The sequence below is a fragment of the Pseudomonas mosselii genome (assembly GCF_005796105.1).
Taxonomy (GTDB): domain Bacteria; phylum Pseudomonadota; class Gammaproteobacteria; order Pseudomonadales; family Pseudomonadaceae; genus Aquipseudomonas; species Aquipseudomonas mosselii_C.
The window spans coordinates 139,745-153,360 of record NZ_VAUO01000009.1 but is presented as its reverse complement, the minus strand read 5'-3'; the positions used below and the strand labels follow the sequence as shown (position 1 = coordinate 153,360).

9 protein-coding genes are annotated in these 13,616 nt (G+C 64.3%); 5 read left to right on the top strand and 4 right to left on the bottom strand.

The window, feature by feature from the left end; all coding sequences use genetic code 11:
- The first annotated feature begins 3 nt into the window (after positions 1–3).
- The 5 genes from FEM01_RS18515 to FEM01_RS18495 all read left to right on the top strand — a co-directional run bounded on the left by FEM01_RS18515 (position 4) and on the right by FEM01_RS18495 (position 7,064).
- Positions 4–489, top strand: a complete 486-nt coding sequence (locus tag FEM01_RS18515) for a formate dehydrogenase subunit gamma (RefSeq protein WP_138220923.1) — start codon at positions 4–6, stop codon at positions 487–489.
- Positions 483–2,024 carry a formate dehydrogenase beta subunit gene (locus tag FEM01_RS18510; protein WP_138220922.1) on the top strand — a complete coding sequence of 514 codons (1,542 nt, stop codon included), beginning with the start codon at positions 483–485 and terminating at the stop codon, positions 2,022–2,024. Before FEM01_RS18515 ends, FEM01_RS18510 begins: the two co-directional genes overlap by 7 nt.
- Positions 2,021–4,894, top strand: a complete 2,874-nt coding sequence (fdhF, locus tag FEM01_RS18505; RefSeq protein ID WP_138220921.1) for a formate dehydrogenase subunit alpha — start codon at positions 2,021–2,023, stop codon at positions 4,892–4,894. The genes FEM01_RS18510 and fdhF overlap by 4 nt, the downstream gene beginning before the upstream one ends.
- A complete protein-coding gene (locus tag FEM01_RS18500) occupies positions 4,891–5,094 on the top strand; it encodes a formate dehydrogenase subunit delta (RefSeq protein WP_138220920.1) in 204 nt (67 codons plus the stop codon). The genes fdhF and FEM01_RS18500 overlap by 4 nt, the downstream gene beginning before the upstream one ends.
- A 155-nt stretch (positions 5,095–5,249) precedes the next feature.
- Positions 5,250–7,064: an ABC transporter ATP-binding protein/permease gene (locus tag FEM01_RS18495; protein ID WP_138220919.1), complete on the top strand. Its 1,815-nt coding sequence runs from the start codon at positions 5,250–5,252 to the stop codon at positions 7,062–7,064.
- Between the two features lie 102 nt (positions 7,065–7,166).
- Here FEM01_RS18495 and FEM01_RS18490 read toward each other — a convergent pair whose 3' ends face one another.
- The 4 genes from FEM01_RS18490 to mcpA form a co-directional block, all read right to left on the bottom strand.
- Positions 7,167–9,107, bottom strand: coding sequence for a methyl-accepting chemotaxis protein (locus FEM01_RS18490; protein WP_138220918.1), 1,941 nt, complete (start codon positions 9,105–9,107; stop codon positions 7,167–7,169).
- 189 nt (positions 9,108–9,296) lie between these two features.
- The gene (locus FEM01_RS18485; protein ID WP_138220917.1) at positions 9,297–10,385 is read right to left on the bottom strand and encodes a pyridoxal phosphate-dependent aminotransferase; all 1,089 of its coding nucleotides are present in this window, start codon (positions 10,383–10,385) and stop codon (positions 9,297–9,299) included.
- A 153-nt stretch (positions 10,386–10,538) separates the two neighbouring features.
- On the bottom strand, positions 10,539–11,324 hold the full coding sequence (locus FEM01_RS18480; protein WP_138220916.1) for a sulfite exporter TauE/SafE family protein: 786 nt from the start codon (positions 11,322–11,324) through the stop codon (positions 10,539–10,541).
- Positions 11,325–11,482: 158 nt separating this feature from the next.
- Positions 11,483–13,369, bottom strand: coding sequence for a methyl-accepting chemotaxis protein McpA (mcpA, locus tag FEM01_RS18475; RefSeq protein ID WP_138220915.1), 1,887 nt, complete (start codon positions 13,367–13,369; stop codon positions 11,483–11,485).
- Between the last annotated feature and the right edge of the window lie 247 nt (positions 13,370–13,616).

Here is a 13,616-nt window from a genome sequence, read left to right as displayed (position 1 = left end):
TGTATGCCTGATGACTTGAACCACCTGCCCTTGATCCAGCGTGTGCTGGATCATGAAAGATCCACTCCCGGCGCGTTGTTGCCGATTCTGCACGCCATTCAGGCCGGTGTCGGGTACATCCCCGACGTGGCCGTCGGCGAGATCGCCCATGCCCTGAACCTGAGCCTCGCCGAAGTGCGTGGGGTGATCAGCTTCTACCACGATTTCCGTACCACACCACCAGCCCGCCACACGCTGCGCCTGTGCCGAGCCGAATCGTGCCAGAGCCGTGGCGCCGAGGCCCTGGCTGCGCAGCTGCGCGAGCAACTGGGCCTGGACGACCATGGCACCAGTGACGATGGTGCCCTCAGCCTGCGCCCGGTTTACTGCCTGGGGGCTTGCGCCTGCTCGCCAGCCCTTGAGCTGGACGGCCAGTTGTACGCGCGGGTCACCCCCGAGCGTCTGCGGGCGCTGGTCGAAGGCTGCCGCGAGGAGGCCAAGGCATGCTGAACCTGTGCATTCCCTGCGATTCGCTCGCCCGTGCGGTGGGTGCCGATCAGGTGGCCGAGGCCTTGGTCCGCGAAGCGCAGCATCGGCACTTGCCGCTGCGTATCCAACGCACCAGTTCGCGTGGCCTGTACTGGCTCGAACCGCTGGTGGAGTTGGACACGGACGCAGGCCGGCTCGGATTCGGCCCAGTGACCGTCGAGGATGTGCCAGCCCTGCTCGATGCGCTGGTCGAGGGTACGCCCCATGCGCTGGCGCTGGGGCCGGTCGAGCAGATGCCTTACCTGAAAAGCCAACAGCGCCTGCTGTTCGCCCGTGCCGGCATCACCCGGCCATTGTCACTGGACGATTACCATGCCACCGGCGGCTTCGAGGGGCTGCGCAAGGCGTCGTTGCTTGAGGCCGAGGAGGTGGTCGCCAGCGTACTCGATTCAGGGCTGCGTGGCCGCGGCGGCGCGGCGTTTCCGGCGGGTATCAAGTGGCGTACCGTGCGCCAGGCCTCGGCCGTGCAGAAGTACGTGGTGTGCAACGCCGACGAGGGGGATTCGGGCACTTTCGCCGATCGGATGCTCATGGAAGGCGATCCGTTCCTGCTGATCGAGGGCATGCTCATCGCCGGGCTGGCCGTCGGGGCGAGTCAGGGCTACATCTATGTGCGCTCGGAGTACCCCGACGCCATTCGCGTGCTCAATGAGGCCATCGTGCTGGCGCGCGAGGCGGGTTACCTGGATGTCGCGGGCAAGGGGCTGGCCTTCGACCTGCAAGTGCGGGTAGGCGCCGGTGCCTATATCTGTGGTGAAGAAACCGCGTTGCTGGAGTCCATCGAGGGCAAGCGCGGACAGGTGCGTGCCAAGCCGCCGCTGCCGGCCCTGGAGGGGTTGTTCGGCCAGCCGACGCTGGTGCACAACGTACTGACCCTGGCCTCGGTGCCGATCATCCTGGCCCGTGGCGCGAGCTTCTATCGCGATTTCGGCATGGGCCGCTCGCTGGGCACCTTGCCGTTCCAACTGGCGGGTAACGTGCGCTACGGCGGGCTGGTGGAGCGTGCCTTTGGCTTGACCTTGCGCGAGCTGGTCGAGGACTACGGTGGCGGCACTGCCAGCGGTCGGCCAATCAAGGCGGCGCAGGTCGGTGGCCCGTTGGGCGCCTGGGTGCCGCCCTCGCAGTTCGACACGCCCTTGGACTACGAAGCGTTCGCAGCGCTGGGCGCGATGCTTGGCCACGGTGGTGTGGTGCTGGCTGACGACACCTTGAACCTGGCTAGCATGGCCCGCTTCGCCCTGCAGTTCTGCGCGGAAGAGTCCTGTGGCAAGTGCACGCCATGTCGCATTGGCTCCACCCGAGGGGTGGAGGTGATCGACCGGCTGATCGCCAGCACCGACCCGGCCTATCGCGACAGCCAAGCCAGCCTGCTGCGCGATTTGTGCGACACCCTTCAATACGGCTCGCTGTGCGCCATGGGCGGGATGACCCCGTACCCGGTGACCAGCGCCCTCAAGCACTTCCCAGCCGATTTCGGCCTGGAGGCCGCACCATGATCCAGTACTTCGACCCTGGTACCGACCTGGGCACTCCCGCACGCAGCAACGCGGTGCAGGTCAGCCTGACCATCGATGGGCGCGTCATCAGCGTACCGGCGGGCACGTCGGTGATGCGCGCGGCCGCCTTGCTCGGCACCGCCATCCCCAAACTGTGTGCCACCGACAGCCTCGAAGCCTTTGGCTCGTGCCGCATGTGCATGGTCGAAATCCAGGGCATGCGCGGCTACCCGGCCTCCTGCACCACGCCGGTGGCCGAGGGCATGGTGGTGAACACGCAGACCCCGCGCCTGGCTGATCTGCGGCGCAACGTGATGGAACTGTACATTTCTGACCACCCGCTCGATTGCCTGACCTGCTCGGCCAACGGCAACTGCGAGCTACAGACCGTCGCCGGGCAAGTCGGATTGCGCGAGGTGCGCTACGGCTACGATGGCGCCAACCACCTGGCCGAGGCCAAGGACGTCTCCAATCCGTACTTCGACTACGAACCCAGCAAGTGCATCGTCTGTAGCCGCTGTGTGCGCGCCTGTGAAGACATCCAGGGCACCTTCGCCCTGACCATCACCGGTCGCGGCTTCGAGTCGCGCGTGGCGGCGGCCGGGGGCGAGGATTTCCTAGCTTCCGAATGCGTCTCCTGCGGCGCCTGTGTGCAAGCTTGTCCGACGGCCACCTTGAGCGAGAAGAGTCTGATCGCCCTCGGCCAGCCCGAGCGCGCTGTGGTCACCACCTGCGCGTATTGCGGTGTGGGCTGCTCGCTGCGTGCCGAAATGAAGGGCGACCAACTGGTGCGCATGGTCCCGGACAAGCAAGGCGGCGCCAACCACGGCCATGCCTGCGTGAAAGGGCGTTTCGCCTGGGGCTACGCGACCCATCCCGAGCGCATCACCAAGCCGATGATCCGCAAGCGCCTGGAAGACCCGTGGCAAGAGGTCAGCTGGGACGAGGCGGTGAACTATGCCGCCGGTGAGCTGCGTCGCATTCAGCTCAAGTACGGGCGCGACTCGATTGGCGGCATCACCTCCAGCCGCTGCACCAACGAAGAGGCCTACCTGGTTCAGAAGCTGGTGCGCACCGCATTCGGCAACAACAACGTCGATACCTGCGCGCGGGTCTGCCATTCGCCGACCGGCTACGGCCTCAAGCAGACTTTGGGCGAGTCTGCCGGGACCCAGAGCTTCGATTCGGTGATGCACGCCGACGTGGTGCTGGTGATCGGTGCCAACCCCACTGATGCGCACCCGGTATTCGGCTCTCAGCTCAAGCGCCGCCTGCGCCAGGGCGCGCGGCTGATCGTCATCGACCCGCGGCGTATCGACCTGGTCGACTCGCCGCATGCCCGTGCCGAGCTGCACCTGCAACTGCGCCCAGGGACCAACGTGGCCATGCTCAATGCGTTGGCCCATGTGATCGTCAACGAAGGGCTGCTGGATCAGGGCTTTATCGATGCGCGCTGCGAAACCGAAGACTTCAAGCGCTGGCGCGATTTCGTCGCCCAGCCCGATAATGCGCCCGAACAGTTGGGGCCCGTGTGCGGTGTACCGGCCGAGCAGATTCGCGCTGCCGCCCGGCTGTACGCCACGGGCGGCAATGCGGCCATCTACTATGGCCTGGGGGTGACCGAGCACAGCCAGGGCAGTACCGCGGTGATGGCCATCGCCAACCTGGCCATGGCCACGGGCAACATCGGCCGCGAAGGGGTCGGGGTGAACCCTTTGCGCGGGCAGAACAACGTGCAGGGCTCGTGCGACATGGGGTCGTTCCCCCATGAGTTGCCCGGCTACCGGCATATTTCTGGCGACAGCGTCCGCAGCACGTTCGAACAGGCCTGGGGCGTGACGTTGCAGCCTGATCCTGGGCTGCGCATTCCCAACATGTTCGAGGCTGCGCTCGACGGCAGCTTCAAGGCCCTTTACTGCCAGGGCGAAGACATCGCCCAGAGCGACCCCAACACCCAGCACGTCACCGCAGCGCTGCTGGCCATGGAATGCGTGGTGGTGCAGGACATCTTCCTCAACGAAACCGCCAAGTTTGCCCATGTGTTCCTGCCGGGCAGTTCGTTCCTTGAAAAAGACGGCACGTTCACCAACGCCGAGCGGCGTATTTCGCGGGTGCGCAAGGTGATGGAGCCGTTGGCCGGCAAGGCTGACTGGGAGGCCACCATGGCCTTGGCCAATGCCCTGGGTTACCCGATGCACTACCGCCACCCGTCTGAGATCATGGACGAGATCGCGCGCCTGACGCCGAGTTTCCAGCGGGTCAGCTACGCCGAGCTGGATCGGCACGGCAGCCTGCAATGGCCGTGCAACGACACCGCGCCCGATGGCACGCCGACCATGCACATCGAGCAGTTCGTGCGGGGTAAGGGGCGTTTCATGCTGACCGGGTACGTGCCCACCGACGAGAAGGTCAATGGCCGCTACCCGCTGCTGCTGACCACCGGGCGCATTCTCAGCCAGTACAACGTCGGCGCCCAGACCCGGCGCACCGACAACGTCGCCTGGCACGCTGAAGACCGCCTGGAAATCCACCCCAGCGACGCCGAAAGCCGTGGTATCCAGGAGGGCGACTGGGTCGGGGTGTCCAGTCGCGCAGGGCAGAGCGTGTTGCGCGCCAAGGTCAGCAGCCGGGTGGCGCCGGGGGTGGTGTACACCACGTTCCACTTCCCCGAGTCCGGGGCCAACGTGATCACCACCGACAACTCCGACTGGGCCACCAACTGCCCGGAATACAAAGTCACCGCTGTGGAGGTGGCGAAGGTGTTCCAACCCTCGCAATGGCAGAAGCGTTACCAGCGCTTCAGTGACGAACAGCGCCGTTTGCTGGAGCAGCGGCGCCAGGCTGAAGACAAGGAGCAGGTGCACCGATGAGCGACGACAACCTGGTGAAAATGGCCAATCAGATCGCGCATTACTTCGACAGCGAACCGGACCGCGCCACGGCGGTGCAGGGCGTGCGCCAGCACCTCAAGAGCTTCTGGACCCCGGCAATGCTCAGGCAGTTGGGTGAGTGGATCGAGCGCCATCCGGGCGACGGGGTGGATGAGAAGGTCAAGGAGGCTTTGAGCTAGCCGCCCCGCTGCGCCGCCCTCGCGGGGTCGCCCGCGCCCGGCATGAACCGTGGGCGCGGGCTGGCCTGGCGAAAAAATGAAATGTCCGTCATGTTCGCCGGGTTTTGCCCTTGCCGGTGCTAACCTCGCGAAAACCCCGGCACGGACACCTCATCATGCACATGAACTGGCACCAGGCCCTGCAAGAGAGCCTGAGCTGGCTGGCGATTGCCACCTTGATCACCTTCGTCAGTTTTACCGCCGCCGCCTGGCTTGCCGCGCGGCATACCCGCTGGGGGCGGCAGTTCTGGCAACTGGCCGGGCCGTATTTCAGTGTCCGGCGCAGTGTGCGGCCGTTGCTGGGGTTCGCGCTGCTGCTGGTGCTGGCGTTGTTCGCGGTACGCCTGCAGGTGCTGTTCTCGTTCTGGTACAACGGCTTCTACAGCGCCTTGCAGGGCCTTGACCAAAGCGCGTTCTGGTACCTGCTCGGGGTGTTCGCGGTGCTGGCCAGCATCCATGTACTGCGCGCGCTGTTCAACTTCTACCTGACCCAGGCCTTCAACATCCACTGGCGGGTCTGGTTGACCGAACGCCTCAGCGCTGACTGGATGCGCGGCGACGCCTACTACCGTGGCCAGTTCCTCGCCCAGCCGGTAGACAACCCCGACCAGCGCATCGAGCTGGACATCAACGCGTTTGTCAGCGGTTCGCTGTCGTTGGCCTTGGGTGCGGTCAGCGCGCTGGTGTCGTTGGTGGCGTTCACCGGGATCCTCTGGGGCCTGTCGGCGCCTTTGACGGTGGCGGGGGTCGAGGTGCCTCGGGCGATGGTGTTCGCGGTGTACGTGTATGTGCTGATCGCCACCTGGATAGCGTTCCGCCTTGGTCAGCCACTGATCCGCCTGAATTTTCTCAATGAACAACTCACGGCCAACTTTCGCTATGCGCTCATGCGCTTGCGCGAGAACGCCGAAAACATTGCGTTCTACCAGGGCGCGCAGGTCGAGCGTGGAACGTTGCTTGGACGGTTTTTCGCGCTGATAGGCAACGCCTGGGCGCTGGTATACCGGAACCTCAAGTTCAGCGGGTTCAACCTTGGGGTCAGCCAAGTGGCGGTGGTGTTTCCATTCATCTTGCAGGCGCCACGTTTTTTCAGCGGTGCGATCAAGCTGGGCGACGTGATGCAGACCTCCCAGGCGTTTGGCCAGGTGCAGGATTCACTGTCGTTCTTCCGCGAATCCTACGACACCTTTGCCAGCTACCGTGCCACCCTGGACCGGCTGACCGATTTTCTCGACGCCAACCGGCAAGCCGCCGCACTGCCCAAGGTACACGCCGAAGCGTTGTCCGGTGCGTTGGTCATTAGTGCGTTGCAGGTCAGGCGCCCGGACGGTCATGCGCTGATCAGCGACCTGAACGTGCACTTGCAGGCCGGCCAGGCGTTGCTGATCAAAGGCCCTTCAGGCAGCGGCAAGACCACGCTGTTACGCGCCCTGGCCGGGCTATGGCCGTACGCCGACGGTAGCGTGCACCGGCCGTTGGGGCATCAGGCGCTGTTCTTGTCACAGCGCCCGTACCTGCCGTTGGGCGACTTGCGTACGGCTATCGCTTACCCCGGCGAAGCCTCGCCTGCGCACGATGCGCGCGCGCAGCAGGCCTTGCGTCAGGTGAACCTGGCGCACCTGGCGCAACGCCTGGATGAGCGCTGTGACTGGTCGCGTATCTTGTCGTTGGGTGAACAGCAGCGCCTGGCCTTTGCCCGGGTGCTGTTCAACCAGCCGCAGATGGTGTTTCTCGATGAGTCCACCTCGGCGATGGACGAGGGCTTGGAGCATGGGATGTATGCACTGCTGCGTAGCGAGATGCCGCAGGCGGTGCTGGTGAGTGTGGGGCATCGCAGCACGTTGGCGCAGTTGCACAGCCATCGGCTGGAGGTGGACGGGCAGGGTGGGTGGACGTTACTCGAACAGCAGGCGGCGCCGCTGCCGGTATGAGGCGGTGCTCGCGATAGGCGCGCGTGGCGGTGCTCGCTCGATAGGCTCAGGCGGCTTGGCTGCCAGAGCCTATCGAGCTTGCTGCATCGATTCGCTGCTTACTCAGGACTTGAATCGTCCAACCAGGCCATTGAGTTCATCCGACAACTGCGCCAGGCGCCCGGAGTCGGACTGCGCTGAGTTGGCCAGGCCCTCCACCAGCCGCGCTTCGTCGTAGATCTGCTGGATATGCCGGTTGATTTCCTCGGCTACGCTGTGCTGCTCTTCGGCTGCGGCAGAGATCTGCAGGTTCTGGTCGCGGATCTCGTTCACCGACAGCTGGATGCCCTCGAAACTCTCCCGTGCACTTTCGATTGACGACACACTGGCGCGCGACAGGTCCAGGCAACTGTCCATCTTGTTCGACACTTCCTGCGTCTTGACGCCGAGGGTGTTGAGCAACTGGTCGATCTCGCCGGTGGAGTCCGAGGTGCGTTTGGCCAGGGCACGGACTTCATCGGCCACCACGGCGAAGCCGCGGCCTTGGTCGCCAGCACGGGCAGCCTCGATGGCGGCGTTTAACGCCAGCAGGTTGGTCTGCTCGGCGATGGCGCGGATGGTGCCCAGGATCTGGTTGATGCTGCGGCTGCCTTCCTCAAGCTCGACCATGGCCTGGGACGACTCGCTCAGGCGCACGCCCAGGCGGTTGACGTTGTCGGTGGTGGCCTCGATCTGTTGCTTGCCTTCGGCGACCCGGCGGTGGCCGTTCTCGGCGGCGTCAGCTGCGCTGCTGCAAGAGCGCGCCACTTCGTTGGCAGTGGCGACCATTTCGTTGAAGGCGGTCGATACCAGCTCGACGGCCTCGCGCTGGCGTCCGGCTGCCTCGTTCATGTCACCGGCCATGGCGCTGTTGGCCTTGGACGCTTCGTGAAGGTTGGTGGAGGCCGCGCCAATGCGCTGGATCAACTGGCGAATGGCCGCAAGGAACTTGTTGAACCAGCCGGCCAACTCAGCCGTTTCGTCGCGGCCCTGAACCTGCAGGTCGCGGCGCAGGTCGCCTTCGCCTTCGGCGATCGATTGCAGGCCAACGCTGACTTGGCTGATCGGTTTGACGATCACTCGCGAGAAGGCTGCCGCTATCAAGGCGAAGACCAGTGCCAGCACCAGCACGATGACCGTGATGGTGTAGGTCATGTGGGTGGCGGCGGCCATCACCTCGTTGTACTCGATCAGCCCGACGAAACGCCAGCCCAGGCCTGGCGAAGTCCAGACATTGGCCATGTAGCGCACGCCGTCGATCACCACCTCGGTGGAGCCCTGTGCGGTGGCTGCCAGTTGTGCGTAAGGTGCGCCGAGGTCCTTGAGCTGTTTGAAGCTATGCCCGGCATCGCGTGGGTCGACCAGCACCGTGCTGTCTTCGATCAGCATCACGTAGCCGCTGTCGCCCAGCTTGATGCTCTTGATCAGCTCGGTGAGGTTTTTCAGCGATACGCTGACCACGAACACGCCACGGGGCTTGCCGGCCGGATCGAGTAGCGCGCGGGCAGTTCCGACCAGGGCGACGTCATCCTTGTCGTAGTAGTAGGCTGCCGTGCGTACGGTCTTGTCGGGGGTGGCCATCGCGGCCTTGTACCAGGGGCGGGCACGCGGATCGTATTTGGCCAGTTGCGGGTCGTCGGGCCATTTGGCGTAGGTGCCGTCTTCCAGGCCGATGGACAGGATCGCGGCGGCCGGGTGGGTGGTGCCGTAGCGGGCAAAGGCGTCGATGACCCGCTGTGCGCTGGCCGGCATCGGTTTGCTGGGCGCATCGGCCGCTGTGTAGTCTTTAAGTGTATCGACCGAATTGTATACAGGATCCTTGGACATTTGATCGACGTTCTGCAACGTCGCGTCGAAGAATTGCCGCATGTTGCCGTCGATCTGGCGAATTTCACGGGTGCTGCTGTCGAGGAATTGATCCACTGCATCGGCCCGGATATTCAGCACCGAGATACCGCCCACCAATGCAACCGGGATAAAGGCCACCAGCACGAAGGCCAGGACCAGTTTATTTTTTATCTTCATCGAGACACCCATCCGGGAGAGTGGAGGAACGCAAGGCCGAATTCGAGGCAGGCTGGCCTGTTGCTATCTATGTCTGTTTCGGCGGCTCGAATATAAACCTTTAGTAGAAATTTCGTGTACAAGAATGTGAGCGATTGTCTTGATCTTCAGGTCAGGGTGCCGATCGAAACCCTCGGCAACGCGCTGGCCTCAGCCAGCGGTCACCTTGGCGAACGCTTCGCGAAAGCGCCGCATGTCGTTCTCGTCACCGACGCTTACGCGCATCCAGTGCGGCCAGCTTGGCCACACACGGCCCACCAGCACCTGCTCGCGCGCCAGGCGCTCGATCAGCGGTTGTGCGTGACTGCGTAAGTCGATCATGAAGCAGTTGGCATGGGAGGCGGTGCAGCGCCAGCCGCGCTCGCCCAGCCAGGCGATGGTGTGATCGCGCAGGCGCGCGTTGTCACGCTTGCGCTGCGCCACGAGTTGGGGATCTTGCAGGCTGGCCAAGCCTGCCAGCAGCGTTGAGGCGGGGGCGACGTTGTCGCCGTCGAATACTTCGAGCCTGGCCAACAGCGGTGCTTGACCGATGGCCAGGCCCAGGCGTGCGCCGGCCATGCCATAGAGCTTGGAGAAGGTTTGCAGCACCAGCAGGTCGGGATGTTCCTTGACCAGATCCAGGCAGCTTGGCGCGTCGCTGAAATGAATATAAGCCTCATCGATCACCACCACGCTGCCGGCCGGCTTGCGCATCAGCAGGCGCTCGATGTCGCGGCGTGGTGTAAGGGTGCCGGTGGGGTTGTTGGGGTTGCACACGTAGATCATCCCGGCCTGAGCGTCGGCTGCGAGCATGGCGTCGATGTCGTGGGCATGGTGCTTGTTCAGCGGCACGCTATGCACCGGTGCGCCGTGGCCTTTGGCTGCTTCGACTGGGGCTTCGTAGGACGGTTCGGCGATCACCAGACTGCGTGGGCCGGTAAAGGCCATGACGGCGTGCTGCAACGCGAGCTTCGAGCCGCAGAAGACGCCCACGTGCGCTGACGGCAGGTCGTGGCGCTCGGCGAACAGGTCGATCAGCCGGTACTGGGCCTTGTAGGGGTAGCGGCCGCTCTGCGCGATACCGTCCTGCATCGCCTTGCGTGCGGCGCTGCAGGGGCCCCAAGGACTTTCGTTGAAATTGATCTGTACCGGGCCGTCCTGCGAGGCCGACGTTGGTGTCTGGCTGGCCCAGCTCAGTTGACCGAGCAGCGGCAGGCTCAAGCCCAGCCCAACCAGTGAACGACGTGAAAGATCTGTCATGTTCAACTTCCCTGTTAGGTGGCAGTTGAACTAGTGACGAATGGTTGCGGGGGCAATTAAGGGTGGCAAAACGCTGTTACTGCCCGGCTACAGCGCCGACCGCCAGCGCCGCAGGGGCTGCGCGCTGCTCTGCGCAGCCCCTGCGGCCTGTGCTCAGAAGGCCAGCTTGTAACCGATCAGCAGCAGCATGGTCGCCAGGCATGGACGCAGCACGCGGTCGGAGATGCGCCCGGTCAAGTGGCTGCCCAGGTAGATGCCTGGCAGCGAACCCAGCAGCAGGTAGCCCAGCAGCGACCAGTCCATGTTGCCCATGCCGGCATGGCCAAGGCCGGCCACCAGGGTCAGGGGTACGGCATGGGCGATCTCGGTGCCCACCAGGCGGCGGGTGACCAGGAACGGGTAGAGCAGGAACAGTGCTACGGTGCCTAGCGCGCCCGCACCGATGGAGGTCAGCGTGACCATCACCCCCAGCACGACGCCGGTGATGACGGTCAGCACGTTCAAGGTCCGGTCGCTGAGGTGGTAGTGGTCGCCAGCGTGCCGGTTGGCGAACGCCTGCAAGTGCGACTTGAACAGGATCGCCAGGGCGGTGAGGATCAGGACCACGGCCAGGCCCTGCTTGATGATCGCGTTGAGCGCGGAGGTGTCGGCGTGCAGGGTGCTGAGGAACCACAGCGTCAGCGCTGCGGCCGGCACGCTGCCCAGGCTCAGCCAGCCGGTGATCTTCCAGTCAATGTTCTTGTTACGTCCGTGCACCCAGACACCGCTGGCCTTGGTGATAGCTGCGTAGAGCAAGTCGGTGCCCACGGCGGTGGCAGGGTTGATGCCGAACCACAGCAGGATCGGGGTCATCAGCGAACCGCCGCCGACGCCGGTCATGCCGACGATGAAACCCACTATCAGTCCTGCAAGGGTGAAACCGAAAGAACCTACATCCATACGCTACTCGAGTGCTCAGCTTGCCCGTGATCGGATGCTTGCCAGCATATAGATTTTTTTATAGCCAAATAGACTTGTTGGTTATTAGGTTATAACAAGCTGCTGACCGTCGCGCGGGCAGAGCACCTGCCCGCGCGGGTTGCGGCACTTACGGGCGCTTAGATCCTGAAGCTGCCCACCAGCTGCTTCAGACGTCCGGCCTGTTGGCTGAGGGCGTCGCAGTGGCGCAAGGTTTCGTTGAGGTTTTCCACCCCCTGCTGGTTCAGCGCGTTGATCTGGGTGATGTCCAGGTTCAGGCTTTCGACCACGGCGGTCTGTTCCTCGGTGGCGGTGGCCACCGACTGGTTCATGCCGTCGATCTCGCCGATGCGCAGGGTCACGCTGGCCAGGCGTTCACCGGCCTGGTTGGCGACCTGCACGGTCTGCTCGCTGGACACCTGGCTGGTGTTCATGGTGTGCACCGCTTCGCGCGAGCCGACTTGCAGGCTGGTGATCATGCGGTGGATCTCTTCGGCCGATTCCTGGGTACGGTGGGCCAGGTTACGCACCTCGTCGGCGACCACTGCAAAGCCGCGACCGGCCTCGCCAGCGCGTGCCGCCTCGATGGCTGCGTTGAGTGCCAGCAGGTTGGTTTGCTGGGAGATGCCCTTGATCACGTCGAGGATCTTGCCGATTTCGTCGGTGCTGGCATTGAGCGTCTCGATCTGCTCGCAGGACTCGCTGATGCGCTGGGAGAGAGCCGTCATGGCGCTGATCGCTTGCTCCACGACCTCGCGGCCATCGTGGGCTTGCTCGCTGGCGCCGCTGGCGTGCTGCGAGGCGTCGGCGGCGTTGCGCGCGATTTCCTGCGTCGCGGCGCCGAGCTCGTTGATCGCGGCGGCGACGCTGTTGGTGCGCATGCTTTGCTCTTCAGAGCCGCTGAGCGATGCATTGGAGGCGCCCACGACCTTTTCCGACAGGTCGTGCACCAGACGGGTGGCGGAAGACACCTCGGTGATCGAGGCGTGAATCCGTTCGACGAAGCGGTTGAACGCAGCCGCCAGTTCCCCGAACTCGTCCTTGTTGGCCACCGTCAGGCGCCGGGTGAGGTCGCCTTCGCCTTCGGCGATGTCCTGCATGGCGCGACCCATGGTGGTCAACGGACGCATCAGGACCGGGATCAGCAAGCCCAGCAGGCCGGCGATGGCGGCCACGGCCACGAGCATGGCGATGATCGCCGAGGTGCGGAACTGGCTGAGCCCTGCATACGCCTTGTCCTTGTCGATCGACAGGCCGATATACCACTGCGCCGACGGCAGGCCGCTGACTGGCGCGAACGAAACGATCCGTTGCTCGCCGTTGAGCGTCACATCCTGCAGGCCCGGCTCGATGCGCAGGTTGGCGCCGGGATAGATGTCCTTGAGGTTCTTCATTAGATGGCCCTTGTCAGGGCTGACGATCACTTGGCCGTCGCGATCGACCAGGAACGCGTGGCCAATGCCGCCGAAGTCCACCGCTGCGAGGATCTCGCTGAGGGTGTCCAGGCTCAGGTCGCCGCCGACCACACCGAGCAGCTCGCCGGTGCCACGCGCTTTGACCGGGATGGCGATGGTCACCACCAGGCCACCGACCGAGGCTTGATAGGGCGGGGTGAGCAGCGTCTGGTTGGCGGTCACGGCCTGGCCATACCAGGGGCGTTGGCGTGGGTCGTAGCCGTCGGGCATCTTTGCGTCGGGGCGTTGGGTGAACAGGCCAGTGTTCTGGCCGAAGTAGGTGAACTGGAAGTTACGCGTGTAGGACGGTTGGTCGATCAGACCCGGTACGTTCGTGCCGGCGCCTTGCTGGGCGATGTCCTGGGCCAGGTTTTCCAGCACCAGGATGCGCCCGCTCATCCAGTTCTGGACGCTGCTGGCAGTCTGCGCGCCAGCTTGGCGCACCGACGATTCGATGTTCTGGCCAATGGTGTTACGTTGCAGGTAGTCGTTGTACAGGGTGAACAATGCAAAGGCCAGGACGACCACGCCACAGGCACTGAGCAGGATCTTATGGCGGAATTTCAGGTTCATGTTTCGAGACCTTGAGCCAGGGAAGGGAGGTCACCTTGCGCTTTTGGCGCATAAGGCGAAGTCAGTCATCACGGTATCGGCTGTACCGGAAAATTGTTGAAGATCGGCCTGTTGCAGGCGATGACTGGTAGGGCGCGCGTGCACTGCCCGGGTGGGGCAGCCGCGAGGGGCTGTCATGACGGGCTCAGGACTTTGCCGTGGATTGTGCGAAGTGGCTCGACCGCTGCGGCGGTTCGCGGTCGTGGGG